Below are 26,174 nucleotides of genomic sequence, written 5' to 3' on the forward strand. Positions count from 1 at the left end.
CAACGGCCCAATGTCCACGCTCGAATTCTACCGTAGCCGCGCCGATCAATGCGCCCGCGAAGCCGAAGAGGCCAAGCTCGATAACGTCCGCGATCGCTGCTTGCGCGCGCAAGCAGCCTGGGAAGAAATGGCCGGCCGCGCCGAACGCGGCCAGACGATGCGCGACAAGCTCGCCCGGGATAAAGCCGAAGCGGAGGGCTGAGCGGCGCTGGCGCGATCGTTCGAACGATTAAGGCTGGCCAGGCTACTATCAGCACCCCGTGTTATATTGAACCTGAACTCACGCCACGCGCGTGCTCAGCGCAGCGCGGGTTGCCTGCGCCAGGGCATCGATCCTGAAGGGCTTTCTGATCACCGAGTGAAACAGATTCACCCCCTGACTTTCCTCCACTTCGGCATAGCCGCTCGCAAGAATGATCGGCAATCGCGGGGCCAATTTGTGCGCGGCCTTGGCGACATCGACACCGGTCAGGCCTGGCATCGCAAAATCGACGATTAGGATATCGGGCTCTGCCGAGGCGATACTCCGCAACCCGGCCTCACCCCCTTGTGCCTCGGTCACCGTATAGCCCAAGCTTTCAAGGCTCTCGACGATGAAGCGGCGGACTTCATCATCGTCATCGACCACTAGGATCGTTCCGTGGCGTAACGTGTCCGTCTCAGGTCGATCGTCTCCCGGCGACGCCGATCGAGCGGGCCTTTCAGCGAGCGGAAGAAAGATGCTGACCGTGGTGCCGTGACCCTCAGCGGTGTCGATCCGCGCGATGCCGCCCGATTGTTGAGCGATGCCGAACACCTGACTGAGCCCGAGGCCGGTGCCCTTGCCGACATCTTTGGTGGTGAAAAAGGGATCGAACACCTTGGGCAAAATATGCTTTGGAATGCCGGCGCCATTGTCCATCACCCGCACCACGCCATAGCGGCCCTCCATCGCCCCTTCAGGGACGCCATCGGCAATCCCCGTTTCAAAGGTCAGTTGGCCCCCGCCTGGCATCGCGTCACGCGCGTTGATCGCGAGATTGAGGACCGCCAGTTCAAGCTGGTTCACATCGGCCATCACCCAGGGATTGCCTTGATCGAACGATCTGACCTTCTTGATCTGCGGCCCGATCGTGCGCTCGATCAGATCATTCATGCCCTCCATCAAACCATTGAGATCGACCGGTGCCAAGGTGAGTTGCTGGGTTCGAGAGAAGGCCAGAAGCTGATGCGTGAGCTTGGCGGCGCGATCAACCGCGTGGCGGGCAAATCCTGCATTGCGTGAGATGCGTTCGTCTTTGGCCCTGAGCTGTATAAGCTCGATATTGCCGGAGATGACCGTCAGAAGATTGTTGAAATCATGCGCGATGCCGCCGGTGAGCTGGCCGACGGTCTCCATTTTCTGGGCTTGCACAAGTGCGGCCTGGGCACGCTCGCGCTCCGCGATTTCCTGCATGAGCTGATTGTTCGCGCGCGACAGTGCTTCGGTCCGTTGCTCGACCCGCGCTTCCAAGGATCCGTTCAGCAAACGAAGACCTTCTTCCGCCGATTGCAGCGCCAGCAGGCGGCTTCTGGCTTCATATTGTCGCGCCCGTACCCGAAGTGCGGAATTGACCGCGCTGGACAGCGTGTCACTGTGGATCGGCCGTTCCAAGACGATCACGTTCCCGAGACGGCCAAGCGCTGTCTGCGCTTCCCCTGACCGGCTTCCCATGCGTTTGGTGGCGAGCAGAATGAACGGAAAATCGGACCAGGAATCCTGGCTCGCCAGCCAATTTTCGAGCGGGCTTCGATCCGCGCCGATCAGAGACTCTTCGGTAATGATCGCCGTACCCGCGCCCTGCACCAACGCATCGGCAATTTCTGCAGGGCTGGAGCAGACAATTGTCTTATGATTTTTGCCAAGGAGTTGCGAGAGGACGACGGCATCTCTGCCGCGCAACGCGAGCAACAAAATTCGGCTTTCCATGCTCAGTCCCCGCTCACCGCTGTGTCTGACGCCAAAAGTGCCGTTTTTCCCCGATAGGATGGCAGACCGGTCAACACGCCCTCGAAATCGCGCAGGGGCTCACCGATCTGAATCCCGTTCGAACCCAGGCGATATTCTCGGATGCTCGCCTCATGCGGCGTCGTCCGGCTTTTCGCGACCGAGACCGCTTTCAGCATCTCGCCTTGCGCCTCGAAATAGCGAAACAACATGATCGTGTCGGAGAGATAGCTCAGATCGACATCGGCCCGGACGTCGCCGATGATTCCATGCTGGCCTAGGATGAGGAGCGTGATGACTCCCTGCTGATTGAGATAGCTCAGCATCTCGTGCATCTGCAAGATGAGGTATTTCTCGCCTGGCATCGCCTGCAGAAAGGCGTTCAGGCTGTCGATCACGATGAATTTGACACCATCGCCCTCGACGGCGTTGCGGACCCAGCTCGCGAATTCTCCAGGCGACAGTTCCGCCGGATCGATCTGTACGACATCGAGAGCGCCGGACTCGATATGCGGAGTGAGGTCCATGCCCATCGCCTTGGCGCGCGCCAGCATCGTCGCGCGGCCCTCGTCAAACAGAAAATAAGCTGCCTTTTCGCCCCGCTCTAGCGCAGTGAGGCTGCACCGGATGGCCGTGCTGGTTTTGCCGACGCCCGATGGCCCGCTCAGCAGCGCGTTGGTGCCGGCAGAGAGGCCACCCCCCAGAATCTGATCGAGCCGCGCCAATCCGGTCGATCTCAATTCTTCGGTAAATTGACTGTGATGTTCGGCCGCGATCAGCCTCGGGAATACGGCCACGCCGCCGGTCTCGATGTTGAAATCGTGAAAGCCCCCGCGATATTTCACGCCGCGCATTTTCACGACGCGCAGCCGGCGTCTTTCCGTGCCGTAATCCTGTGCGGCCTGCTCCAGCGTGATGACGCCGTGGGCGATGCTGTGAAGTTGCAGATCGCCAGGGTCGGAGCTTCTGTCATCCAGCATGAGCACCGTGCACTGGCGCAGCGAGAAATATTGCTTGAGCGCCAGGATCTGCCGCCGGTATCGCAGCGAATTCTGGGCGAGCAGCCGCATTTCCGAAAGGCTGTCGAAGACGACGCGGATCGGCTTGAGCCGATCGACGCATTCCATAACGCGCTGGATGGTCTCGCCCAGTTCGACCTCGGAGGGCTCGAGGATCGATTGCTCCGCTTCAGGATCGAGCCCTTCGCCACTCACCAACTCGAACAATTCGATGTCGGACAGATTCCATCGATGGCTGGAGGCCACCTCGCGCAATTCCGCCGCGGTTTCGGACAGCGTGATATAAAGACCGCGCTCGCCCTGCTTGGCACCCTCCAGAAGGAATTGCAGCGCAATCGTCGTCTTGCCGCTGCCCGGCGTGCCTTCAAGGAGATAGGCACGCTTGCTCGTGAGGCCGCCTCCCAGAATGTTGTCGAGGTCGACGATGCCCGTCGACACCATCTGAGTCTGGTCGCGATTTGCCGTTGTGATCGCCATATTTTCCGGCGCTCCTGTCCATTGCTGTTAGGACGATCAACTCGCTAGTCTTGATTTGGCTGCAATTTTTCCGCGAGACGGGTCGCGTCGTTCGTATCGCTTCACGCGGATTCGATGATTTTCTCCACATCCGTGATCGAATGGCCGGTCAGGTCTTTGGCGATTTCACCCACCAGGATGGTCGAGAGCGCCTTGTGATAATGCTTGCGCAATTCTCCCAACGTCCGGGGCGCGGCCACGACGATAAGGCTATCGATGCTCCCATCGAGAACATGGCGATTGAGAATTTCGGCGGTGCCGGCGGCAAACGCATCTTCCTCTTGCTGACTGTCTGCCGGATTGGCGGAACTGCTCTGATGACGTCCACCGGAGCCCTTATTGTGGGTATCGATCGCCTGATCCGGCAAAGCCATCAGTGACGGTGACGAGTCATCGCTCGTGTTGCGATACAGGTTCAATTGCTCGCCATCGGCCACTGCGACGGTCGCACCCTTGGGAATTTTCATGAGATGTCCTTTATGCTTGGACCGACGAAACGCCTGGCCATCCCAAATGGGCTCATTGGTCGAGACACGTTTTCAAAAGGTTATCGCATCAAGCCCGCATTGCGCAGGGCGGTCTCGATGATCGTGCCCACGCGCGTATCGCCGGCGGGAGGTGGCGCAGCATCCGCTTGAGAGGGCCGATCGATAGCCGGTGATCGGGTCTCGGTCTGAGAGGCGGGGGGCTTGGCTCTCGGCTGGTCGTCCACGCCCCAGAAGCGCGCGATCTGGCGTGTCGAAGAGATGCCGGCTTCGATCATATAGGGGCCGCTTGTCCCACAAGCCTGCGGCCCACTCGTTCGCAACGGGGTGCCATGCCCCATGCCTGCCACATCCAGGGCTTCGATCACGGGCTGACCTGCCGCATCATGCCAGGTTCGGCGCCGACACCCATCGAGCGTATCGCAAAGCGGTGCCGTCGCGGTGAGGCCGTGCACGCCGCGCCACTGCGCGATGATGCGCTCTGCATTGGACGGCGCCACGGTGGTGTCGGCACTGCCTTGCCAGACGGCAATTCGGGGCCAGCGCCCTTGATGGCTCGATGCCCGGGCGACACGGTCGGAGAGATCCGCGTCATCCGGATAGCCGTGGCCCCGCATCCGGGCCAAGGCGTCGCTCACCGAGTCCGCGCATCCGAAGGGAAGCCCGGCAATGATGGCCCCTCCTGCAAAAACCTCGGGATATGTGGCGAGCATGATGGATGCCATGGCACCGCCCGCAGACAGACCCGTGACGAAAATCCGGTCCCTGTCGATGTGATGCGCATCGGCCATGGCAGCGATCATCTGCCGGATCGAAAGCGCTTCGCCCGCATCGCGACGCGCATCTGCCGGGGTAAACCAATTGAAGCAGAGATTGGGATTATTGGCGCGCTGCTGTTCGGGCAGGAGCAGCGCGAAGGCATGTTCGTCCGCCAATTGAGACCAGCCCGCGCCATGATCATATCCGCTGGCGCTCTGGGTGCAACCGTGCAGGACCACCACGAGCGGTCGCCCGGCGGGCAGGTTTTCCGGCACATAGGTCCGCGCTCCCAGCGCCCCCGGATTGGTGCCGAAGGATGACAGCGTTCCCAGTCTATCGCCGGCCTGCACAGGCAGGCCGAGCCCGGCCATCGTCCTGAACTTTGCCAGTTGCGCCAAAGTGGAGCTCAATCCCGCCATGTCGAATATCCTTTGCGCTGCAGCCGCCCTGTCCTGAAACGGCTTTCACCGCTCCGGTATTTTGCTGCACTGCACAATAGATATGCGATCATCACTGAAATGCCAGCCCCGAGACCGTTATTCGTATTGATCGCGATCAACGGCGTTGGTGGCGACGCCCTTCATCCCTGGATGAAAGAGGTGGATTTCAGCACGTCGCCAACCGGATCGTCACAGGATCAGATGGGTTTCGCTGGCCGCGGGTGAGAATGCCGTCTCTTGATGCGCCGCGACTGGCTCGTCACGCCCACCCGGCTTGCGTTTCGCAATTTGATCCTTGGCCTGAGCGACTTGATCCTTTGCCTGTGCGACCAGACTGGCCGTGGCCGCTTCGATCTGCGTGCGCCCGAACCATATCGCGATCCCGCCGACCAGAAGCCCCGCAGCGCCGGCCAGCGCAGCCGCGACGCCGTTGATCGGCACCTCGCCCTTGCCGGATCGACCAGCGGACCGCGATGAGGGCTTGGAGACATTGCGCTTGCCAGAGGATGAGCCGGCTGCACGGGGCGATGATTTCGGCTTGCTGTCTGAAGCGCGGGCGGCGGATTTGGCATTCGTGCTCTTCGCGGAGGCCTTTTTGCGGGGCGAGCTTGTCGGCTTGGCGGCAGCTTGGCCGCCTTCGGCTTCGGCGATTGCGGACGGGTTTGAATTATCGACCATGCTCATTCTCCACTGATTGTCGCGACACAACCAGTTGGCGGCACGTCGGTTCCGAAAGTGATCTGGATCAATCAGTTAGCGAAGGAACAACCGGCCGGGGCGGTGGTTTACAGGATCGATGCCCGCCGAAAGGGTCCGCCAGGGCACCGCGCCCGACCGCCCCGTCCGCGGCTCGAAGATTTAATGAAATCCCCAAGCAGAAAGGTCGATCATGTCCAACGATATCAGCACGCTCAACAGTCTCATCGCCACCACCATTGATAGTGTCGAGGGCTATACCGAAGCCGCTAAAGATAGCGAAAGCGGCCGATTTGGTGCCATATTTTCTGATCGCGCGTCTGAAAGACGTCAGGCGGTGACGATCCTGCAGACCGCGGTGACCCAGCTTGGTGGCAATGCCGAAGACGACGGCACCGTGCTGGCGTCCGCCCATCGCGTCTTCCTCAATCTCAAGTCGGTGGTCACCGGCAAGGACGACAAGGCGATCGTCAACGAAGTCGAGCGCGGCGAGGATCATATCAAGGCGAAATTCGAGGATGCTCTCAAAGAGGACACGCTTGCGGCATCGACCAGGGCAGCGATTGAGCAGGCCTATGTTTCGGTGAAGCAAGGCCATGATCAGATGCGTGATCTGAAACATTCTCTGGAAGGCGCGCGCTGAATGTCACGGGCGGAGCCATGCTCCGCCCGTCTTCGCGCCACCCGTGACAAAATTTGAGCTGCGCGGGAATGCTTACAGCATCCGGCTCAGGATGACGCCGGTCTCTTGCGGCGATGAGCCTCTCTTCATCTCTTTTCTAATGCACTGGAGAAGCGAGACAAAAGCGGCATTCATTTTTGTTTAGGTTCGTTGCAGTTGGGTCCACAGGGGTGCCATGGCAAAGTCCAAACAAACAGTGAGTGTTGGCAACAGGTTTGAGCTGCTTGTTCAGAGCGTCACCGATTACGCCATCTACATGCTCGATCCGCACGGGCGGGTTTCGAGTTGGAATGCCGGCGCGCGCCGTTTCAAGGGGTATGATCCGGACGAAATTATCGGTGCCCATTTCTCGATCTTCTATACGCCGGAAGAGCGCGCGCTTGAAATTCCGCGGATCGCGCTGGAGACAGCAGAGCGCGATGGGCGGTTCGAAGCGGAAGGATGGCGTCTTCGGAAAGACGGAACCCGTTTCTGGGCGAACGTCGTGATCGACCCGATACGCGATCCCGAGGGTCATCTTCTGGGTTTCGCCAAGGTGACCCGCGATCTCACAGAGCGGCGGGCGGCGGAAGAGGAGCTTCGCCGAAGCGAAGAGCGCTTCCGCTTGCTGGTCCAGAGTGTGACCGATTACGCCATCTACATGCTCGATCCCGAAGGGCATGTCACAAGCTGGAATGCGGGTGCCGAGCGATTCAAGGGCTATCGGGCCGATGAGATCATGGGGCAGCATTTTTCCCGTTTCTATTCCGATCTCGACAGAGCGGCGGGTATACCCGGTATCGCACTCGAAACGGCCAGGCGGGACGGCCGGTTCGAGGCCGAAGGCTGGCGAATCCGCAAGGACGGATCCCGATTCTGGGCGAGCGTCATCATCGATCCGATCCGGAACGACGACAACCAATTGATCGGCTTTGCGAAGGTCACGCGGGATCTCACCGAAAAGCGCGCGATCGAGGAGCAATTGCGTCAATCCCAGAAAATGGAAGCGGTGGGTCAGTTGACCGGGGGGCTGGCGCATGATTTCAATAATCTTCTGACCGGGATCAGCGGCAGTCTCGAAATGATGCAGATCCGATCCGCACAAGGTCGCACTTCCGATTTCGACCGCTATTTCACATCAGCCCAAGGGGCGGTGAAGCGGGCGGCGGCGCTGACACATCGTCTGCTGGCATTCTCCAGGCGGCAGACGCTTGATCCCAAGCCGACCAATGTCGATCGGCTTCTCCATGGCCTTGAAGAGCTGATCCAACGCACCGTCGGCCCGGGCGTCGAGGTGGTGCTGGCCGGCGCAGATCGCCTGTGGCCGACGCTGATCGACCCCAATCAGCTCGAGAACGCGGTCCTCAACCTTTGCATCAATGCGCGCGACGCCATGCCCGATGGCGGGCGGGTCACGATCGTGACGGCCAATCAATCACTCGACGAGCGTGCCGCGCGCGAACAAGGCTTGAACGCGGGTGATTATGTGGCGGTTTCCGTCACCGATACGGGCACCGGAATGCCGCCCGAGATTATCGCGAAGATCTTCGATCCATTTTACACCACCAAGCCGATCGGCGAGGGCACGGGGCTGGGGCTCTCGATGATTTACGGTTTCGCGCGTCAGTCGGGTGGCCAGGTCAGAGTGGAATCCCAAATGGGCCGGGGGACCATGATGCGTCTTTATCTGCCGCGTCATTCGCACGACGCGCAGCCCGATGCGAATCCCGATCAGGCATTATCGCTCACAGCGGCCCGGGATGGGGAGGTTGTGCTCGTCATCGATGACGAGCCCACGATCAGAATGCCTGTGTCGGAGGTTCTGGCAGATGCGGGTTATGCGGTGATCGAGGCCGCCGACGGTCCTGCCGGGCTTGAAATATTGAACTCGAGCGCGCGGATTGATCTGCTCATTACCGACGTAGGATTGCCGGGCGGATTGAACGGCAGACAGGTGGCCGATGCCGCACGCACGACCAGGCCCGAACTCAAGGTGTTGTTCATCACCGGCTATGCCGAAAATGCGGCTGTCGGCGGTGGCAAGATGGATAAGGGCATGTTCGTGCTGACCAAGCCGTTCCAGATGAAGGATCTGGCGGATCGCATTCGCGACATCATCGAAAGCTGAGGCCGCTCTGTCCATGGGATCGGCCGCGGTGCTCGCTTCTTGCAGGAGCCTGTGATATGGCCCCCCGGTCTCGCGACAGACTGCCATGTTGATGCCATCCAGGCAGCCGCTCCCTGTCCTTCCCGCGCGGCCGGAGAAGGCATGTCGAGCGAGAATGGTGTAATTTGGGACGAATCTGCGCTCCGGCGCGCGATCGAGGCGGCCGAGGTCGCGCTTTGGACCTGGAACGTCGATACCGATGCGCTTCAGCTCGATGCACGCGCTTATGCCCTTTGGGGCATCGCCGACGGGATCGCCGTGGCCTTCGAAGATCTCTCGACGCACATTCATCCCGCCGACCGAGACCGCGTGCGGGCTGCATTCACCGCCACCCGCGCAGGGCCGGGTGCTTATGAAATCGATTTCAGGATCATCTTCAACGATGAAATCCGCTGGATATCCGCGCGCGGTCAGGGCGGCGACGTGGGCATCGTCGCACGCACGATGTCGGGCATTTTCCTCGATGTCACCGGGCGCAAGCGCGCCGAGGAAGGCAATGAGTTGCTCGCCGGCGAGATGAGCCACCGGGTCAAGAATCTGCTGGCGATTGCATCGGGATTGACGACGATCACGTCGCGCTCCGCGGAAAGCGCCCAGGATATGGCCGAACAATTGATCGGCCGGCTCACGGCGCTTGGGCGGGCACATGATCTGGTTCGCCCGATCAAGGGGAGCGATGGCCACGCCACGCTGCTGGGTGACCTGCTGACCGTCCTGCTCGCCCCTTATGACGACAAGGGCGCTTTTGCCGGGCGTATTCGGGTCGCCGTGCCGCGCATGGGCATCGGCGAAAACAGCTCGACCTCGCTGGCCTTGGTCATTCATGAAATGGCCACCAACGCACTCAAATACGGCGCTCTATCCGATGAAGCCGGGGCGCTCGACCTGAGTTGCATCGCCGAAGACGACGATGTGGTGCTGATCTGGACCGAGCGCGGCGGCCCGACGGTGACGCCGCCGTCCGATGCCGATGGTTTCGGCAGTGGCCTCATCAAACGCTCCGTGGAGCGGCAATTGGGCGGATCGATCGATTACGACTGGTGTGCCGATGGCGTCATCATCACCCTGCGCATGGAGCGCAAGCGGCTCGCAGCCTGAGCCGCCCGATATGGCGAACGGTTTGTAACGCTGTGGTCAATCCAGCACCTTGAACGTCAGTCCCGCATTCCTCTCCAGCCGCGCTGCCAGCGCATCGCCCATCGCGCTGGCGGGCGTCCAGATCCCGCCCGGTCCCTCCGGCACGTCGCGGACCAGGCACAGCGCGCTTTCGGCGATCATCTTGCTGGTGGAGCCATAGCCCGGATCGCGGTCTCCGGTGACGGCCAGCCGGATAACGCCGCCGCCGGGCATCTCTCCGGTGAAAAGAATGTCGTAAAAGCCGCTTTCGCGCTCCTCCTTGCTCGGGCCTTCGCCGGGTTCGGGCATCTTGTCGCCGCCGAACGGATTGATCTTTGCGATCGCCTCGGCCGCCGCGTGCGCCGCTTCGCCCAAAGTGGTGAACAGCATTTCATCATAGACGAAATCCTCGCCCCAGGCATGATCGAGCAGCGCGTTGGAGCGATGGACATTCTTGGTGTTGATCGGGGCCATGATGAACGGGACGGCCCAGACGCCCGCAGCGCGATCATATTCGGGAATGAGCCCGCTCGGCTGGGGCGGTCCGGCAAAGCCCGGCGTCAGCGCGAAGGGATCTTTCAGCAGCCGGACGATATCGAAATTCTTCGCTGCGGCGGCCATCGTCGCCTTCATGCTGGCGACCGTGCCGCCCGATGCGCCGCCCTGCATCTTGCGCACGCGCCCCTTCACCCGCGGGGCGGGCTTGCCGAATTTCTCCCGTGCCGCCTTCTGCAATTCATACACGCCCAGATCGAACGGGATGGAATCGAAACCGCAGGAAAAGACGATGCGCGCGCCGGATTTCTGCGCCGTGGCCTGGTGCGCGTCGATCATGGTGCGCATCCAGGCAGGCTCGCCGCACAGATCGACATAATCCGTGCCATGCGCGGCACAAGCGGCGACCAGTTCATTGCCATAAAGCTGATAGGGGCCGACGGTGGTGAGGATCACCCTGGTCTGCGCCACCATGTGGGCGAGTGAAGCCGGATTTTCCGCGTCGGCTTCGATCAGCGGGATCGTGTTAGGCGCACCAATCTCTGCGCGGACTTTGGCGAGCTTGTCCTTGGAGCGCCCCGCCATCGCCCATTTCGGCGCATCCGGCCCGGCATGTTGGGTAGCGAGATATTCGGCAACGAGCCGCCCGGTAAAGCCCGAAGCACCATAGACGATGATGTCGTATTCGCGGGGAATGCTAGCCATGGTGTCTCTCCTATTTTCAGGCAGAGTGCATGGACGGAGCGGGTTCGTCAAAGGGCGGAAAGCGCTCTAGATGCAGCGTGGTTGAACTCCGCCACCACAGGCGCTAAGTGGCGCGCTTGTATTCTCCTGACAGCTTGGCCGCCATATCCATGTTTACCTTCCTGCTCGTCGTTCATGCCATCATCGCCGCCGCGCTTGTCGCGGTGATTCTCATGCAGCGCTCCGAAGGCGGCGGGCTTGGCATGGGCGGGAGTCCCTCTGGGCTGATGTCCGCCCGCGGTGCCGCCGATTTCCTGACGCGGGCCACCACGGTGCTCGCGGCGCTGTTCGTGGCGATGTGCATCTTCCTGGCGGTTCTGGCGGCAACGCGCGGCGGATCGACCACGCTGGACGATTCGCTGGTGGCTCCGGCCGGTGCACCGGCACCCGGCGGCGGCGCGCTGGCACCGGCGGCCATCCCCGTGCCGGCAACAAACGATCCGCTGGCGGGCGGCAATGCCGCTGCGCCCGTGACTGCGACGCCGGCACAGCAGGCCGTAGCACCCGCGGCGAAGGTCGAGAAGGCTCCCGCCACACGCAGCAATCCGGACCCGGTCACCGCGACCAAGGCACCCGCCAGCAGCGGCAATGCTGCGGCAGCGCCCAAGCTCGCGCCGCCGCCCGTCGTGTCCACCACGCCGGCACCTACGAACGGCGTGACCCCGCCGCAATAACAGCATATTCCGTGCGCCTTTTACGGGCTTGACGCACATTTTTGCGTCAGGTCCGGATTCGTGCGCTTGCCGACAACACCAAAGCGAGGCTAAGCCTTTTCTCCCATGGCGCGGTTCATTTTCATCACCGGCGGCGTGGTCTCCTCGCTTGGCAAAGGTCTCATGGCAGCATCGCTTGCTGCCTTGCTCCAGGCGCGTGGCTACACGGTCCGTATTCGCAAGTTCGATCCCTATCTGAACGTGGATCCGGGCACGATGTCGCCCTATCAGCATGGTGAGGTCTATGTGACCGATGATGGCGCGGAGACCGATCTGGATCTGGGCCATTATGAGCGCTTTACCGGCGTTCCAGGCCGCCAGACCGACAATGTGACATCCGGCCGCATCTATCAGACGATCATCCAGAAGGAACGCCGGGGCGACTATCTGGGCGCGACCGTCCAGGTGATCCCGCATGTGACCGACGCGATCAAGGAATTCGCGCGCAACGAGACGGACGATGTGGATTTCGTATTGTGCGAGATCGGCGGCACCGTCGGCGATATCGAATCGCTGCCGTTCATGGATGCGATCCGCCAACTCCGGAACGATCTGGGCCGGCTGATGAGCGTGTTCGTGCACGTTACGCTGGTGCCCTATATCGCGGCCGCGGGCGAATTGAAGACCAAGCCGACGCAGCATAGCGTGCGCGATCTGACCTCGCTGGGCATCCAGCCGGATGTGCTGGTCTGCCGGTGCGAGCGCGAGTTGCCCGAAAGCGACCGCGCAAAGATCGCCTTGTTCTGCAATGTGCCCAAGGAAGCCGTGATCCCCGCGCTGGACGCTAAATCCATCTATGGCGTGCCGTTGCAATATCATGCCGAGGGATTGGACGAAGCGGTGCTATCGGCCTTCGCAATCGATCCGGGCGACAAACCCAATTTGGCGCGCTGGGACGACATCATGGACCGGCTGCACAATCCCGAGGGCGAAGTGACGATCGGCGTGGTCGGCAAATATGTCGGGCTGGCGGATGCGTATAAGTCGCTCAATGAAGCGCTGGTGCATGGCGGCATCGCCAATCGGGTGAAGGTCAACGTCAAGTGGATCGACGCCGAACTGTTCGCGCAGGACGAGGCCGAAGTGGCTGCGGCGCTTGAGCCCATGGACGCGATCCTCGTGCCCGGCGGCTTTGGCGAACGCGGTAGCGAAGGCAAGATCGCCAGCGTGCGCTTCGCCCGCGAACGCAATGTGCCTTTCTTCGGCATCTGTCTGGGAATGCAGATGGCCTGCATCGAAGGTGCGCGGAACACGGCCGGGATTGCGGACGCCTCCACCACCGAATTCGGCCCCACGTCAGAGCCGGTCGTCGGCCTGATCACCGAATGGATGACCGGCGAAGGCTTGCAGAAGCGCGAAGAGGGCGGCGATCTGGGCGGTACGATGCGGCTGGGTGCCTATGATGCCAAGCTGACGGGCAACAGCCATGTCGCGAGCATCTACGGCACCAATGACATCAGCGAGCGCCACCGTCATCGCTATGAAGTGAACGTGCATTACCGCGATCCGCTCGAAAAGGGTGGGCTGGTGTTCAGCGGCATGTCACCCGATGGCACGCTGCCGGAAATCGTGGAGCGGCCGGATCATCCCTGGTTCGTGGGCGTGCAATTCCATCCGGAACTCAAAAGCAAGCCCTTTGACCCGCATCCTTTGTTCGCAAGCTTCATCGAGGCGGCATTGAAGCAAAGCCGGCTGGTTTAAGTTGTCGAACAGGAATTTTTAGGGACTAAGCTTTCACTTAATAGACCATCATTTTCGTTTGGGCGCGGGCTGATTGAGGGACGGACAATGCTAAGAGAAAAGCTAATCGGATCGCTATTTGAAAATCATATCATCGGCACGCGCAATTTTTTTGATTTGGTGAAATTGGCCGCCGTCCGATCTGAGGGCATTGGCGATGCCTATAACAATCAGCTTGCCAGCAAACTGGTCACCGCAATTGCCAAACCAGGAAGCACTTTCTTAGATATTGGGGCTCATATCGGCTCAGTCGTTTCGGCAGCTCTGCGTCGGAAATCACTCAATGTGATCGCCGTTGAGGCCATTCCGGCCAAGGCGGAGCGGCTTACAAAGAAATTTCCGATGGTCGAGGTTCATTGTTGCGCGCTGTCGGACACGGATGGCGAGGCTTCATTTTTCATTAACCTCAATGCCAGCGGGTTTAGCTCTCTCGCGCGCAACGGCACCAATGTGCAGGAGATCAAGGTTTCTTTGAAAAGGCTCGATCAAATTGTTTCGGCCGATGATGTCGATATGATCAAAATCGACGTCGAGGGGGCTGAATTAGGCGTGCTTAAGGGCGGCGAGCATTTGCTCAAACGGTGTCGGCCGACTGTGATGTTCGAGAGCGGCCCCGAAGAAGTACTGGGGTTTACGAATGTAGCCATGTGGTCGTGGCTCAATGAGCACGATTACGCAGTTTTTGCGCCAGATCGGCTGGGACACACTGGGCCGCCGATGGGATTAGATGTATTTTTGGACAGTCATTCCTACCCACGCCGCACGACGAATTATTTCGCGGTGCATGAAAGCAGAATCGAAAAAATACGTGTCTTAGCTTCCAACCCGCTCTGAAAATAAATTCGGATGATACTCGCAGTGTTTTGACGGTCGCGGGCCTTTCAAAACGCGGTCGAGCGCCTGCCCTTATGGCATCTTACGTCATCTTATCGTCATCCGACAATGTTTCGGACCAACGCTGCCGCCTTCAACCCGGCCATTGAGGTTGCACGTGTAGCATTGGTGGCGCTGATTCAAGAGGCGAGGGGCAGGGGGCGTTTCGCCGCCTGAACCCCGTCACCTGCTTTACTTCGTTGCGAACTGGCCGGTTTCGGCGCCAAACGCATCGCGTGCATGGCCTTTGGCGGCGTGCGCGGTCTTGAAGGTTTCGGGCTGGAGCGTCGCCGTAACCAGGGGATAGCCCTGTCCGTTGTAGCGCGTCTCGCGGACGGTCACACGGAAGAGACCTTCTTCATCCTTGGCGATGAGGAATGGCTTGAGCGGTGTGGTGATGGCGATAATCGGTCTCCAATGAGGTGGGGGAACGCGCTCCATAGCAGAAGATGCGCGCAAAGCGGAGGGATTTCCCCATTCCATCGTTATGCGGAGGGACCGGGGATTTGCCTCGGGGGATTACAACGCGTTAAACGTCGTTAACCGTGACTGTGATTTCCGTCACACGCACGACACTCAAAGTCTGTCATTCCTCTGTGCAACGGCGAATCGGAAAGCATCCGGGCCGGAAAGGGAAGCGATGAAAGCCGAACACCTCGCCGCATTATTGCCCCAGCATTCGCTCTTTGCTTCGTGCAGCGAAGACGAACTGGCCGCCATCATCCTGCACGGCACGCTGCAGACCTTCTCCAAGGGCAAGGATATCGTCACCCAGGGAGACGAGGGCGCGTCGCTGATCATTTTGCTCACGGGCACGGCGCGCATCTCGATGGTATCAAGCAATGGCCGCGAGATCATTCTCGATTATGCCGAGCCGGGCTCGGTCATCGGCGAGATCGCGCTGCTGGACGGCGGCGAGCGGACCGCTTCAGTCACCGCGCTTGAGCCGGTGAGCGGGCTGCGCCTGTCGCGTCATTCCTTTGAGACCATCATGGCCGAACACGCCGGCATGGCGCTACGCATCTTGCGCGAGCTGGCGCGGCGGTTGCGCCAGGCGAACAGCACGATCGAGAGCGATCGCGCTTACGCGTCCGGCCCAAGGCTCGCGCGATTTCTGCAGCGCCTGAGTCTGGCGGGTGCAGCTGATGGACGATTGCGCATGGATTTGAGCCAGAGCGAATTGGGGATGTTCGCCGGCATGTCACGCGAGCAGATCAATCGCCAGCTTGGTGCCTGGGCGGATGCCGGGATCGTCGCGATCGATGCGGGCAAGATCAAGATATTGGATAGCACCTTGTTGTCGGAGATCGCCGAAACAGCCGATTGAAGGCGTATCACGGCCTTTTGCGACCCGGGCCGTGATGCGCCGTCCATCGGTGACGATCAAAGATAGGGTGCTTAGGGCAGCCGGACCTTCTGCGGACCGGCTGCCCTTTTTTTGACGATGCACAACAAAATCGCCCCAACCTCATCATGGTTAATTATTGTTTGTAATGCCTTAGCCGCCTGCTATGGTGCGCCGCACAATTGTGGGGGAAATAAGCCATCTGTGCTTGCGTCCCGGAATATCGAGGAATTTCAGATGAAGACCATGGCTCTTGCCCTTTGCTTGCTTTCGACGGCTGTTGCGGCCCCCGCCCATGCGGCGGTCTTTTCTGTGAGCCCCAATGCTTCGAGCACATCGCTTGGCGTGCTTCTGGCGGGCCAGCAATATAGCATCACGGTGACGGGCATCGTCGATCTGGTGGGGGATGCGATCCCCGGTCGGTTCGATGTGGACGCCAATGGCGTTCCGACCAGCCCGGTGACCTATCCCGGTTATGCCGCGTTCAATCCCACAGGCTCCTTCGTCGCTGACGGCCAGTTCGGGCCGGCAGGCGCGGCGATCAAGATCGGTGCCCTTGCCGGCAGCTTCGACAATGCCAATTATTTCCTGATCGGCACCAATTTGCTGATCACCGGCACCGGCCAGGAATTGTTCGGCCGCGTCAACGATATCAACGCCAATAACAGCGGCAGCTTTACGGTGAACGTCGCGGCTGTGCCCGAACCTGCCATGTGGGCGTTGATGCTCATTGGCTTCGGCATGGTTGGTTTTGCGATGCGCAATCGCCCGAAGGTAACCGTCGCCTATTCCTGATCCTTCCGGAATCGAAAAAAAGCGCCGCGCACCCACCGGGTTCGCGGCGCTTTTTGTTGTGATGTTCGAGAGCCGCTATTTCGAGAAAGGCTGAAACGGGAAGTGCCCGGATCGTTTCCGATCCGGGCACCCGCGTGACGAATGCTCGTCAGCCCCCTTTTTTGGCTTCAGCACACTGGCATTGTCGCTCCCTTAAACGACGCTGCCGGGCGAAGCCCTCCCCGAACCACGGCCGTTGCCTGCGTTTCAGAAGTTGGACGCTACGCAAAGGCCGGTGGCTTGTCATTGCCGGAATCGCTTTACTGCTACGATTGGCTTGCGCCTGTGTTCAAATGGCAACAGCGCAAAATGTTGCCAGTTTGGCTGAGCGCCCCTAGAGCAGCGTCCATGTCTTGCTGCCCTGGGCCGAACCCATGATCCTGTCCCGCTATGAGCGGATGATCGCCAAACGCTATCTGTTGCCGGGCAAGGGGGAGGGGTTCATCTTCCTCGTTGCCGGGATCAGCCTGTTCGCCGTGATGCTGGGCGTCGCCGCGCTCATCATCGTGATGAGCGTGATGAACGGCTTTCGCGCCGAACTGTTCGACAAGATCGTGGGGCTGAACGGCCATGCTGTGGTGCAGGGCTATGGCGGGCAGTTGAACGACTGGCGCACCGTGCTCGACGAGGCCAACAAGACGCCGGGGGTGACGGTCGCCACGCCACTGATCGAGCAGCCGCTGATGGCGAGCGCCGCGGGTCGTGTCGAGGGTGTACTGGTGCGCGGCATGACCATGAAGGACATCATGGAAACGCCCGAGATCACGCGCAATGTGAAGCAGGGGCGCTTGTACGATCTGAAGCCGGGCGTGGACAATGTGGCGATCGGGATTCGGCTGGCCGAGCAACTGGGCGTGCAGGTGGGCAGCCAGATCAGCCTGATCAGCCCGCAGGGTCAGACGACGCCGTTCGGCAGCGTGCCGCGCATCGTGAGCTACCGCGTGGCGGCGATCTTCGAGGTTGGCGTCTATGATTATGACAAGGCGTTCGTCGTCATGCCGATGGAGAATGCACAGATATTGCTGCTGATGGGTGACGCCGTGGGCATGATCGAGGTGACCACCAGCGATGCCGATCAGGTGGGAACGATCCTCGCACCTCTGGTCGCCAAGGTGGGCAATCGCGCGGTCGTGTCGGACTGGCGTTCGATGAATGCTGAATTGTTCGAGGCGCTGGCGGTGGAGCGGGTGGCGATGTTTGTCGTGCTGTCGATCATCATCCTGGTCGCGGTGTTCAACATCCTCTCCTCGCTGATCATGCTGGCCCGCGCCAAGGCGCGCGATATAGCAATCCTGCGGACGATGGGCGCGACGCGCGGCGGGATATTGCGGATATTCATGACGGTGGGCGTGATTATCGGCGGGCTCGGCATATTGGCCGGCGTTGGCCTCGGCTTCGTGTTCCTGTTTTTTCGCCAGTCGGTCGTCAATCTGATCCAGTTGATCACGGGGCAGAATCTGTGGGATCCCTCGATCCGCTTTCTCACCGAATTGCCCGCCAAGACCGATCCGTTCGAGGTGATCGGGATCTGCGTGATGGCGCTGGTGTTCAGCTTCCTCGCCACGCTCTATCCGGCGTTCAAGGCTTCGAGCACCGATCCCGTGCAGGTGCTACGTTATGAGTGACATTCTTTCCACCGGCGATCTGCGTCGGAGCTTCATCCAGGGCGAGACGGAAATCCACGTCCTGCGCGGGGTGAATCTCCATGTCGGCCCCGGCGAGATCGTGGCGCTGCTGGGGCCATCGGGTTCGGGCAAGTCCACGCTGCTTCAGGCTGTGGGGCTGCTCGAAGGCGGTTTCGAAGGCTCGATCCGCATCCGCGGCGAAGAGGCGGCCAAGCTCAACAATGACGGCCGCACGCGCGTGCGCCGCGACTCGCTGGGCTTCGTCTATCAATTCCATCACCTGCTGCCCGATTTTACCGCGGTGGAGAATGTCGTGCTGCCGCAACTCATTCACGGGGCCACCAACGAAGACGCCAAGACGCGGGCGGAAAGCCTGCTTTCGTCGCTCGGTCTCGGGCATCGCCTCACCCACCGACCCAGCCAGCTTTCGGGCGGCGAGCAGCAGCGCGTGGCGGTGGCGCGCGCGCTGGCCAATCGCCCGGCGCTGGTGCTGGCGGACGAGCCTACGGGCAATCTGGACGAGGCGACCGCCGATGTGGTGCTGGCCGAGTTTTTGCGGCTGGTGCGAGAAGAGGGATCGGCGGCGCTGGTGGCCACGCATAATGAGCGGCTGGCGGCGAAGATGGACCGCGTGGTGCGCCTGCACGACGGGGTGCTGGGCTAGCGGCCTTTGCGATAGCGCCAGGCGGTGATCACCGTGACTGTCGAAGCTGCAATCCACAGATAGGTGATCACCATCAGCGGTCCGATCGGCCGGTATAGAATGGCGTCAATTGCGTGCAGCGAGATCATTTCAAGCAGAAAAAGCCCAACCAGTGTCATCGTGGCGCTGGCAGCAAGCCGCGTTGAAGCTTTGATTTTGCCCAAGCGCATTAAATAAAGACCCATGGCTGTCAGGATGACGATGGCCAAGGCCGCAATCAGCATCTCCTGCAAGCCTGAGCGGGCGGAATATTCGCCCGTGATCTTCAGCAGTGCGTTGACAAAATCGTGGATTCGATGGCGCATTGCGGCGATCATTTCGATCGCGAGCAGACCATAAACAATCGAGAGCCCACGCCAGATGGACAGATCACGCGATTTCCGACGCGCGCCGCTTGCGATGAGGCAAGCCAATGACGCAATGACGAATGCCAGAATCCCGGCAATTTGCGTAAGGTTAAACCCGAATCTTTCGATCATGCGTCAATTGATGGCGCATAAATCGGGTCTTCGTCCAACAGGAAAGCGAAATGGCCTGTGATCGAGGCTGTATTTGCCGGCTTCGCGCTGATCGCCATCGCCCTATTCTTTGCGCTGCCGCCCGGTCGGGCGGTGATCGCCGTCTGCATATCGGGCTGGATATTGCTGCCCGTCGGTCATTTTCCAGCCGGCTCAACAGCGACGAATTTTCCGGACTGGATCGTGGGCGCTGCGGTGCCCACGGATATGCTGCTTACCAAAATGTGGTGGCCGCCTGTTGTCGCACTGACACTGGCGCTCACGCGGGATTGGGGGACGATGAAACTATGGCGTCCGACGACGATGGATTTGCCTGTCGCGCTTTGGTGTCTCTGGCCTTTAGGGCAATCGGCGTTCGTCGCCGATCAGGATTCCGCGCCCGTCATCTCCGCGCTCTACCTCGCGGGCACTTGGGGTGCGCCCTGGCTGTTGGGGCGCGTGTATCTGGCGGGAAAGGGGGCAACGGACCTGTTTGCTGCTCTGGCGATCGGCTTGCTGATTCTGTTGCCAATGGCGCTGATCGAAGGCGTGGCCGGACCGATCGTCTACGATCTGGTCTATGAACCGCATCCCTATCGCTACGAAGGCCATATCCGTTACATCGGATTCAGGCCGCTCGCCTTTTTCGAACATGGCAATCATTATGGCATCTGGATCGCCATGTCGGCGCTGGCCGCGGTGTGGTTGTGGCACAGCGCTCCGGATCGGCGGATGCGAGGGCGGCAGGCGGGCGTAGCGGCGCTGGGCATCATGATGACCGTCATCGCCCAGTCGGCGGGTGCGATCATCTGGATGATCGGGGGGCTGATCACCGTGTTTGCCGCCGGGCGCTTTCATTTCCGCAATATTCTGATCGCCACGGGGCTTGTCTGCGCGGTGGGCGGGGTGGCGTATATTTCGGGCGCGTTGCCGCTGCGTGCCATCGCGATGGAAACGGCGGTAGGGCGTCAGATGGTCGATGCGGTGCGATCGACCGGGCGCTCCTCCTTCACCTATCGGGTCGCACGGGATCAGGAGGCCATTGCCCTGATCGCGCAGCATCCTGTGGCGGGTTCAGGGCATTGGGATTGGTGGCGGGTCAATGGACGACGGCCGTGGGGCTTGGCCTTCCAAATCTTGGGCCAATTCGGCCTGATTGGCTTGTTTCTGGCTTTTGGCACGCTGCTTTGGCCCGCGGTGAAAGCGCTCGCGAGCTATCGTTACAAGGCAGGCGCAAACCCGATCGCCCTGCCTTTGGCGACCATCGTCCTGATGGCGGTGGGGGATGCGCTGCTCAACTCGTTCCTCTTCTATCCAGCGCTTCTGGCGGCGGGCGCGCTGGCCACGGGGCTCAGCGTATCCCCACCCGGTCAAGCATCGCGTCGATCCGCGCCAGCGCAGCCTGATATTTCCGGGTCTCGATCGTCTGATAGTGATCGGTGAACGCCTTTTCGCTCAGGCCTTCCTCCAGCGCGAGCACTTCGGGCGGGAGGATTTGGGCGGAGGAGGCGGTTTGCAGCGCGGTGCGGATGCGGACCGCCTGATCCGGATCGGACGCCAGGCGCGCCATACGCAGGCCTGAACGGTCTGCTGCCAGATCGGCAAAGGAGAAGCCTGAGCCGGAGGGCAGGCTGTCCGACAGTTCCTTCCATTCGCCCATCGCTTTGGAGATGTCATTGCCCAGCATGGCGCCCATCGCGGCCGAGAGCGACCAATGTTGCGGCAGATCGCTGCGTCCCTCCAGCAGCAGCAATGGCGCGGGCTGGCGGCAGGATGCGCTTTCCTTCACCGCGCCGCCGGCCAGTTCGCCCGCGCGCTCGTCCACCACGAACATCGCGAGCGCGACGAAGGCTGCGCGATTGATCTGCTCCGGCGGTTCGGTTCCGGCATATTGGGCCACAGTAAACGCTCGCCGCAATTGGACGGTGAAATTGCTTTCTGGTTGGCGTTTTTGCGCCTGGGTGAGCGCGCAATAGATTTTCGCCACTGTCTTTCCGCTGACCGGGCCGGTCTTCAGGCCGGCAAACTGGCGCAACAGCGTATCGCCCCTAGACGGCGGGAGTTCGGCTTCGAGCACATCTTTTTTTACCGCAGTCTTGCGTACCACGCTATCGAGCGGCGGCACATCGGCACCGCGCAGCCGGAGAATCTGGCGAATAAGCTCGGCAAAGGGGCGCGAGACCGATGGCGGCAAAGGCAGGCGACCGATCTTCAGCCGCAGCGCCGGAAAGCCCCGGCTTTCACCCGCGATGTCCGCGCGGACGTTGATCCAGGCACCAAGCGGGAAGGGAATGCTCATTTCGCCGGTGAATAGGCCGTCCTTCACCGTGGCGTTGATCCGGTCCATCTTCAACGCATTGGCGGCGAGCGCCATCATGCCATCCAGCGCATCGTTATCAAAGCGCACCTGCGTGGGGCCGGTTGCGGTGGCCGCGCGGAGATCGCGCAATTGCATCGCTGCCATTTTGCCGTTGCGCACCTGTTCGGCGGTCGGCGCGCTTCGGGCGGGAACATTGGGGCTGAAACTGACCGTGAGCAGGATCGAAACCGTCAGGATCAAAAACATTCCCAAAGCGATCCGGCGGATAATTCTCATGAAACGCGAATCCCGGAGACTGTTGGACGCTGGCATGGCAGGCTATTCGCATGTGCCGCGGAATCAGGGAAGCGAACTCCTGTGCATTCGGTGTGTTTATACGGTGGATCGCCAAAGGATCCGGCGTGATGGGAGGATGAGATGGCGGTCACTGATTATGCGGTAAAGCTGCCAGACGGGGCGGAAAAGCACATGGCGGATTATGCAGGCAAGGTTCTGCTGATCGTCAATGTGGCCTCCAAATGCGGGTTTACACCGCAATATGAGGGGCTGGAGGCGCTGTATCGCCAATATAGGGACCGCGGTTTCGAGATCCTCGCCTTTCCGTGCAACCAGTTTGGTGCGCAGGAACCCGGTGACGCGCAAGAGATCGCCAGCTTCTGTTCGCTGACCTATGACGTGACCTTTCCGTTGTTCGACAAGGTCGAGGTCAACGGAACGGGCGCTGCGCCGCTGTTCGATTATCTCAAATCGGCTCAGCCGGGTGTGCTCGGCACCACCGGGATCAAATGGAATTTCACCAAATTCCTTGTCGATCGCGCGGGCAAGGTGGTGGAGCGCTATGCACCGACAACCAAGCCGGGGGATCTGGCGAAGGATATCGAAGCGCTGCTGTAGGCGCCGTTAAGGGTTTCCCGAATCGCTCCGCGGGTCTTAGGGTGAGCCATGCCGCACGCCTCCTTCGTTCCCCTCCGCATCTTTTCGTCCTTCACCATGCTCGATGGCGCGATCGAGCCGAAGGCGATTGCCAAGCGCGCGCGCGAACTGGGTTTTCCGGCGGCCGGGCTGACCGATCGCAACGGCCTCTACGCCGCCATGGCATTTTCAGATGCGTGCAAGGATGCGGGGATTCAGCCGATCATCGGCACGATGCTGAGCGTGCAGCGGCCGGGGATGCCCGAGGGCGTGGAACCCGTCTATGACTGGATCGCGCTCTATGCGCAGGACGAGACCGGCTATGGCAATCTATGTGCTCTGGTGTCCGCCGCGCATCTCGATCGGCCGGTGGAGCAGCAGGCGCATGTCACCTTCGACGCTCTCCAAGGGCAGACGGATGGGCTGATTGCGCTGACCGCCGGCAATGAAGGCGGGCTTGCGCGGATGTTCGCCGAGGAACAGATCGATCGCGCGCAAGATTATTGCGATCGGCTGCAGACACTGTTTCCCGATCGGCTCTATATCGAGATCGTCCGGCGGCTGGACGAGATCGAGGGCCGTGCCGAACCGCATCTGCTCGATCTGGCCTATGCGCGCAATCTGCCGTTGGTGGCGACCAATCCCTGCTGCTATTCCGAAGAGAGCTTCCACCCCGCGCATGATGTGATGCTGTGCATCGCGGGATCATCCTATGTGGAAAGCGAAGACCGCAGGAAAAGCTCACCCGACGCGTGGATGAAACCCGCCAAGGACATGAAACTGCTGTTCGACGATCTGCCCGAGGCGTTGGCGAACACGATGGTGGTGGCGCAGCGCTGCGCGGTGATGGCCCCCAAGCGCGATCCGATCCTGCCCAGCCTGGCGGGCGACCGCGACGCGGAATCGGCCAAGCTCAGGGTGGACGCGCACGCCGGACTGATCAGGCGGCTGGAGAAGATCGACGGGATGCACCCGCGGGAGGGCGCTGGCTTGCTCGCAGAACGATATGCTGAATATTTCGAGCGGCTCGATTTCGAGCTGAACGTAATCATCCAGATGGGTTTTCCCGGCTATTTCCTGATCGTGGCGGACTTCATCAAATGGGCCAAGGATAACGACATTCCCGTGGGGCCGGGGCGTGGTTCGGGCGCGGGCTCGGTGGTGGCATGGTCACTGACGATCACCGATCTCGATCCGATGAAGCTCGGGCTGCTGTTCGAACGCTTCCTCAATCCCGAACGCGTCTCGATGCCGGATTTCGATATCGATTTCTGTGAAACGCGGCGCGAAGAGGTGATCCGTTACGTCCAGCAGAAATACGGCCGCGATCATGTGGCGCAGATCATCACCTTCGGGCGGCTGAAGGCGCGCGCGGTGCTGAAGGATACGGGCCGCGTATTGCAGATGAGCTATGGCCAGGTTGATCGGCTGGCGAAGCTGGTGCCCAATCATCCGACCGATCCCTGGACGCTTCACCGCACCATGGAAAAGGGCGGGGTCGCCGAATTTCGTCACGAATATGAGAATGACCGCCAGGTGAAACGGCTCGTCGATCTGGCGATGAAACTGGAAGGCCTGCCGCGGCACAGCTCTACCCATGCTGCGGGCGTGGTCATCGGGGATCGGCCGCTGGCGCAATTGGTGCCGCTCTATCGCGATCCGCGCTCGGACATGCCCGTCACCCAGTTCGACATGAAATATGTCGAGGGTGCCGGTCTGGTAAAGTTCGATTTCCTCGGATTGAAGACGCTCTCCGTGTTGCAAAAGGCGGTGCAGTTGCTCGCCAAGCGCGGGGTGACGATCGATCTGGAGGCGCTCGAATGGGATGATGAGGGCGTTTATAAATTGCTGCAGAAGGGCGACACGGTCGGCGTGTTCCAGCTCGAATCCGAAGGGATGCGGCGCACGCTGGCGGCAGTGAGACCGTCCAATTTCGGCGACATCATCGCGCTCGTCTCGCTCTATCGCCCTGGCCCTATGGATAATATTCCGATGTTCGGCGCGCGCAAGAACGGGCGCGAGGCGATCGAATATCCGCACCATCTGCTCTCCGGCATTCTGGAGGAGACCTATGGAATCTTCGTCTATCAGGAACAGGTGATGCAGGCCGCGCAGATTCTGGCGGGCTATTCGCTGGGCGAGGCCGATCTGCTGCGCCGCGCCATGGGCAAGAAGATCCAGGCGGAGATGGATGCGCAGCGCGCCCGTTTCGTCGAAGGCTGCGCGGCGAATGATATCGCGCCGCCCAAGGCCAATGAGTTGTTCGATTTGATCGACAAGTTTGCCGGCTATGGCTTCAACAAGAGCCACGCGGCGGCCTATGCGCTGCTCGCTTATCAGACGGCTTGGCTGAAGGCGCATCATGCGCCCGAATTCTTCGCCGCTTCTATGTGCTTCGATATGGCGCTGACCGACAAACTCGGCGTGTTCGTCGAGGATATGCGGCGCATGAACGTCCCCTATCTCCCGCCCTGCATCAATGCGAGCGAGGCCGAATATTCGGTGGAGCAGACGGAAGAGGGGCTGGCCGTGCGCTATGCGCTCGCCGGGCTGAAGGGCGTGGGCGAGAAGGCGATGGAGACGCTGATCGTGGAGCGCGCGGCCAATGGTCCTTATCAGTCGCTCGATGATCTCGCAAACCGCGTCGATCCCAAATTGCTCAACCGACGGCAGATGGAAAGCCTGGCCGGTGGCGGCGCCTTCGATGGCGTCGATCCCGATCGCGCGGGCGTCTTTGCGGTGGTGGAGACGATCCTCGCGGTAGCGTCCCAGGCGGCGGAAACGCGCAACAGCGGGCAGCATGGTTTGTTTGGCGAAGGCGAGGCCAAGGCGACCTCGATCCAATTGCCCGCCAGCGCACATTGGTCTCTGGCGGATCGCATGGCGCAGGAAAAGGAAGCGTTCGGCTTCTATTTCTCTGCCCATCCGGTGGACCGCTATCTGCATCTCGCCAATGCGCATGGCGCGCGCAGCTATGCAGCGTTGTGTGCACAACCCGGCTCGGCCGATGGCAGCCGCACTGGCGCGGTGATGGCCGGGCTGGTGGAGGATGCGCGCTGGCGGACGTCCGCGCGTGGCCGCCGCTATCTGATGGCGACCTGCTCGGATGCCTCGGGCCAGTTCATCGCCACCTGTTTCGAGGAGAGCGTAGCCGCCGATCTGGAGCAGGCAGCCAAGGACGGGAATTGCGCGTTGCTGACCGTGGAACTGGACCGTCGGCCCGGCGAGGAAACGCCGCGCGTGACGGTGAAGCGCAGCCAGCCATTTGATCAGCTTGCCGGCAATGTCCGGCTGACGCTGGAGGTGGCGATCGCTGATCCTTCCGCATTGGCGGGGCTGGCCGATCTGATGTCCGGCCAGCGCGGCGGGCGCGGTGAACTCATGCTGCGTGCGGACATGGGCGACGGGCACGAGGCCTGGGTGCGGCTGGGCGCGGATTATATGCTCGACGCCGAACTGGCGGCGCGGATCGAGGCGCTGCCTGGCGTGTTGAGCGTGGCGCTGCGCAGCGCCGAACCGCCAAGGCTTCGACTGGTCTCCTGATCCTG

At 61.1% G+C, this 26,174-nt stretch carries 21 protein-coding genes and 2 pseudogenes; 14 read left to right on the forward strand and 9 right to left on the reverse strand.

Features of this window, described 5'->3' with window-relative positions:
• Positions 1-10 precede the first annotated feature (10 nt).
• Positions 11-202 carry a hypothetical protein gene (locus tag FHS49_RS15395; protein ID WP_184020227.1) on the forward strand — a complete coding sequence of 64 codons (192 nt, stop codon included), beginning with the start codon at positions 11-13 and terminating at the stop codon, positions 200-202.
• Positions 203-280: 78 nt separating this feature from the next.
• Here the strand turns inward: FHS49_RS15395 and FHS49_RS15400 are convergent, their stop codons facing one another.
• From FHS49_RS15400 to FHS49_RS15420, 5 genes are all read right to left on the reverse strand, one after another.
• On the reverse strand, positions 281-1,948 hold the full coding sequence (locus FHS49_RS15400; RefSeq protein WP_184020229.1) for an ATP-binding protein: 1,668 nt from the start codon (positions 1,946-1,948) through the stop codon (positions 281-283).
• A 2-nt stretch (positions 1,949-1,950) separates the two neighbouring features.
• Positions 1,951-3,462: an ATPase domain-containing protein gene (locus FHS49_RS15405; protein WP_184020231.1), complete on the reverse strand. Its 1,512-nt coding sequence runs from the start codon at positions 3,460-3,462 to the stop codon at positions 1,951-1,953.
• A gap of 101 nt (positions 3,463-3,563) precedes the next feature.
• Complete coding sequence (locus FHS49_RS15410; RefSeq protein ID WP_184020239.1) at positions 3,564-3,968, reverse strand: host attachment family protein; 405 nt, start codon at positions 3,966-3,968, stop codon at positions 3,564-3,566.
• An 80-nt stretch (positions 3,969-4,048) separates the two neighbouring features.
• The gene (locus FHS49_RS15415) at positions 4,049-5,164 is read right to left on the reverse strand and encodes an extracellular catalytic domain type 1 short-chain-length polyhydroxyalkanoate depolymerase (protein WP_184020241.1); all 1,116 of its coding nucleotides are present in this window, start codon (positions 5,162-5,164) and stop codon (positions 4,049-4,051) included.
• 210 nt (positions 5,165-5,374) lie between these two features.
• Positions 5,375-5,863 (reverse strand): hypothetical protein, encoded by a 489-nt coding sequence (locus tag FHS49_RS15420; RefSeq protein ID WP_184020243.1) that lies wholly within the window; start codon positions 5,861-5,863, stop codon positions 5,375-5,377.
• 211 nt (positions 5,864-6,074) lie between these two features.
• Here FHS49_RS15420 and FHS49_RS15425 point away from each other — a divergent pair, with 211 nt between their 5' ends.
• The 3 genes from FHS49_RS15425 (at position 6,075) to FHS49_RS15435 (ending at position 9,807) form a co-directional block, all read left to right on the forward strand.
• Positions 6,075-6,524: a PA2169 family four-helix-bundle protein gene (locus FHS49_RS15425; RefSeq protein ID WP_184020245.1), complete on the forward strand. Its 450-nt coding sequence runs from the start codon at positions 6,075-6,077 to the stop codon at positions 6,522-6,524.
• A 214-nt stretch (positions 6,525-6,738) separates the two neighbouring features.
• On the forward strand, positions 6,739-8,670 hold the full coding sequence (locus FHS49_RS15430) for a hybrid sensor histidine kinase/response regulator (protein WP_184020247.1): 1,932 nt from the start codon (positions 6,739-6,741) through the stop codon (positions 8,668-8,670).
• Between the two features lie 141 nt (positions 8,671-8,811).
• Complete coding sequence (locus FHS49_RS15435; protein ID WP_184020256.1) at positions 8,812-9,807, forward strand: sensor histidine kinase; 996 nt, start codon at positions 8,812-8,814, stop codon at positions 9,805-9,807.
• A gap of 36 nt (positions 9,808-9,843) precedes the next feature.
• Here the strand turns inward: FHS49_RS15435 and FHS49_RS15440 are convergent, their stop codons facing one another.
• Positions 9,844-11,025 (reverse strand): saccharopine dehydrogenase family protein, encoded by a 1,182-nt coding sequence (locus FHS49_RS15440; RefSeq protein ID WP_184020258.1) that lies wholly within the window; start codon positions 11,023-11,025, stop codon positions 9,844-9,846.
• 149 nt (positions 11,026-11,174) lie between these two features.
• On the opposite strand from FHS49_RS15440, the pseudogene secG reads away from it, so the two are divergent.
• The 3 genes and pseudogenes from secG to FHS49_RS15455 all read left to right on the forward strand — a co-directional run.
• Positions 11,175-11,531 (forward strand): annotated as a pseudogene (gene secG / locus FHS49_RS19690) (preprotein translocase subunit SecG); the annotation flags it as partial.
• A gap of 312 nt (positions 11,532-11,843) precedes the next feature.
• Positions 11,844-13,478, forward strand: a complete 1,635-nt coding sequence (pyrG, locus tag FHS49_RS15450) for a CTP synthase (protein WP_184020260.1) — start codon at positions 11,844-11,846, stop codon at positions 13,476-13,478.
• 87 nt (positions 13,479-13,565) lie between these two features.
• Positions 13,566-14,351, forward strand: a complete 786-nt coding sequence (locus FHS49_RS15455) for an FkbM family methyltransferase (RefSeq protein WP_184020262.1) — start codon at positions 13,566-13,568, stop codon at positions 14,349-14,351.
• A 231-nt stretch (positions 14,352-14,582) separates the two neighbouring features.
• Here the strand turns inward: FHS49_RS15455 and FHS49_RS15460 are convergent, their stop codons facing one another.
• Positions 14,583-14,831 (reverse strand): hypothetical protein, encoded by a 249-nt coding sequence (locus tag FHS49_RS15460; RefSeq protein WP_184020265.1) that lies wholly within the window; start codon positions 14,829-14,831, stop codon positions 14,583-14,585.
• Positions 14,832-15,030: 199 nt separating this feature from the next.
• Here FHS49_RS15460 and FHS49_RS15465 point away from each other — a divergent pair, with 199 nt between their 5' ends.
• The 4 genes and pseudogenes from FHS49_RS15465 (at position 15,031) to FHS49_RS15480 (ending at position 18,858) form a co-directional block, all read left to right on the forward strand.
• Complete coding sequence (locus FHS49_RS15465) at positions 15,031-15,717, forward strand: Crp/Fnr family transcriptional regulator (protein WP_184020267.1); 687 nt, start codon at positions 15,031-15,033, stop codon at positions 15,715-15,717.
• 699 nt (positions 15,718-16,416) lie between these two features.
• Positions 16,417-16,530, forward strand: a pseudogene (locus tag FHS49_RS20010) (PEPxxWA-CTERM sorting domain-containing protein); the annotation flags it as partial.
• Between the two features lie 413 nt (positions 16,531-16,943).
• Positions 16,944-18,194, forward strand: a complete 1,251-nt coding sequence (locus tag FHS49_RS15475) for a lipoprotein-releasing ABC transporter permease subunit (RefSeq protein WP_184020271.1) — start codon at positions 16,944-16,946, stop codon at positions 18,192-18,194.
• On the forward strand, positions 18,187-18,858 hold the full coding sequence (locus tag FHS49_RS15480) for an ABC transporter ATP-binding protein (RefSeq protein WP_184020273.1): 672 nt from the start codon (positions 18,187-18,189) through the stop codon (positions 18,856-18,858). Before FHS49_RS15475 ends, FHS49_RS15480 begins: the two co-directional genes overlap by 8 nt.
• On the opposite strand, the gene FHS49_RS15485 is transcribed toward FHS49_RS15480, so the two are convergent.
• Positions 18,855-19,376 (reverse strand): hypothetical protein, encoded by a 522-nt coding sequence (locus FHS49_RS15485; RefSeq protein ID WP_184020275.1) that lies wholly within the window; start codon positions 19,374-19,376, stop codon positions 18,855-18,857. The two genes, FHS49_RS15480 and FHS49_RS15485, sit on opposite strands and share 4 nt — an antisense overlap.
• A 57-nt stretch (positions 19,377-19,433) precedes the next feature.
• Between FHS49_RS15485 and FHS49_RS15490 the strand changes: the two genes are divergently transcribed.
• Entirely contained in the window at positions 19,434-20,837 is a 1,404-nt protein-coding gene (locus tag FHS49_RS15490; protein WP_184020277.1) for an O-antigen ligase family protein, read from the forward strand.
• On the opposite strand, the gene FHS49_RS15495 is transcribed toward FHS49_RS15490, so the two are convergent.
• Positions 20,746-21,990 (reverse strand): YfiM family lipoprotein, encoded by a 1,245-nt coding sequence (locus FHS49_RS15495; protein WP_184020279.1) that lies wholly within the window; start codon positions 21,988-21,990, stop codon positions 20,746-20,748. The genes FHS49_RS15490 and FHS49_RS15495 overlap by 92 nt on opposite strands.
• A gap of 141 nt (positions 21,991-22,131) precedes the next feature.
• Between FHS49_RS15495 and FHS49_RS15500 the strand changes: the two genes are divergently transcribed.
• Complete coding sequence (locus FHS49_RS15500) at positions 22,132-22,608, forward strand: glutathione peroxidase (protein WP_184020281.1); 477 nt, start codon at positions 22,132-22,134, stop codon at positions 22,606-22,608.
• Between the two features lie 48 nt (positions 22,609-22,656).
• The gene (dnaE, locus tag FHS49_RS15505) at positions 22,657-26,169 is read left to right on the forward strand and encodes a DNA polymerase III subunit alpha (protein ID WP_184020283.1); all 3,513 of its coding nucleotides are present in this window, start codon (positions 22,657-22,659) and stop codon (positions 26,167-26,169) included.
• The last annotated feature ends 5 nt before the right edge of the window (positions 26,170-26,174 follow it).

This window comes from Sphingobium boeckii (assembly GCF_014199215.1).
Classification (GTDB): domain Bacteria; phylum Pseudomonadota; class Alphaproteobacteria; order Sphingomonadales; family Sphingomonadaceae; genus Sphingobium_A; species Sphingobium_A boeckii.

Bases quoted from the DNA above. Each gene is read 5' to 3' on its own strand.
- FHS49_RS15500 (WP_184020281.1), top strand. From the start codon at position 22,132: ATGGCGGTCACTGATTATGCGGTAAAGCTGCCAGACGGGGCGGAAAAG.
- FHS49_RS15415 (WP_184020241.1), bottom strand. From the start codon at position 5,164: ATGGCGGGATTGAGCTCCACTTTGGCGCAACTGGCAAAGTTCAGGACG.
- FHS49_RS15400 (WP_184020229.1), bottom strand. From the start codon at position 1,948: ATGGAAAGCCGAATTTTGTTGCTCGCGTTGCGCGGCAGAGATGCCGTC.
- FHS49_RS15425 (WP_184020245.1), top strand. From the start codon at position 6,075: ATGTCCAACGATATCAGCACGCTCAACAGTCTCATCGCCACCACCATT.
- FHS49_RS15410 (WP_184020239.1), bottom strand. From the start codon at position 3,968: ATGAAAATTCCCAAGGGTGCGACCGTCGCAGTGGCCGATGGCGAGCAA.
- FHS49_RS15420 (WP_184020243.1), bottom strand. From the start codon at position 5,863: ATGGTCGATAATTCAAACCCGTCCGCAATCGCCGAAGCCGAAGGCGGC.
- dnaE (WP_184020283.1), top strand. From the start codon at position 22,657: ATGCCGCACGCCTCCTTCGTTCCCCTCCGCATCTTTTCGTCCTTCACC.
- FHS49_RS15455 (WP_184020262.1), top strand. From the start codon at position 13,566: ATGCTAAGAGAAAAGCTAATCGGATCGCTATTTGAAAATCATATCATC.
- FHS49_RS15495 (WP_184020279.1), bottom strand. From the start codon at position 21,990: ATGAGAATTATCCGCCGGATCGCTTTGGGAATGTTTTTGATCCTGACG.
- FHS49_RS15405 (WP_184020231.1), bottom strand. From the start codon at position 3,462: ATGGCGATCACAACGGCAAATCGCGACCAGACTCAGATGGTGTCGACG.
- FHS49_RS15395 (WP_184020227.1), top strand. From the start codon at position 11: ATGTCCACGCTCGAATTCTACCGTAGCCGCGCCGATCAATGCGCCCGC.
- FHS49_RS15440 (WP_184020258.1), bottom strand. From the start codon at position 11,025: ATGGCTAGCATTCCCCGCGAATACGACATCATCGTCTATGGTGCTTCG.
- FHS49_RS15460 (WP_184020265.1), bottom strand. From the start codon at position 14,831: ATGGAGCGCGTTCCCCCACCTCATTGGAGACCGATTATCGCCATCACC.
- FHS49_RS15485 (WP_184020275.1), bottom strand. From the start codon at position 19,376: ATGATCGAAAGATTCGGGTTTAACCTTACGCAAATTGCCGGGATTCTG.
- FHS49_RS15480 (WP_184020273.1), top strand. From the start codon at position 18,187: ATGAGTGACATTCTTTCCACCGGCGATCTGCGTCGGAGCTTCATCCAG.
- FHS49_RS15475 (WP_184020271.1), top strand. From the start codon at position 16,944: ATGATCCTGTCCCGCTATGAGCGGATGATCGCCAAACGCTATCTGTTG.
- pyrG (WP_184020260.1), top strand. From the start codon at position 11,844: ATGGCGCGGTTCATTTTCATCACCGGCGGCGTGGTCTCCTCGCTTGGC.
- FHS49_RS15465 (WP_184020267.1), top strand. From the start codon at position 15,031: ATGAAAGCCGAACACCTCGCCGCATTATTGCCCCAGCATTCGCTCTTT.
- FHS49_RS15435 (WP_184020256.1), top strand. From the start codon at position 8,812: ATGTCGAGCGAGAATGGTGTAATTTGGGACGAATCTGCGCTCCGGCGC.
- FHS49_RS15430 (WP_184020247.1), top strand. From the start codon at position 6,739: ATGGCAAAGTCCAAACAAACAGTGAGTGTTGGCAACAGGTTTGAGCTG.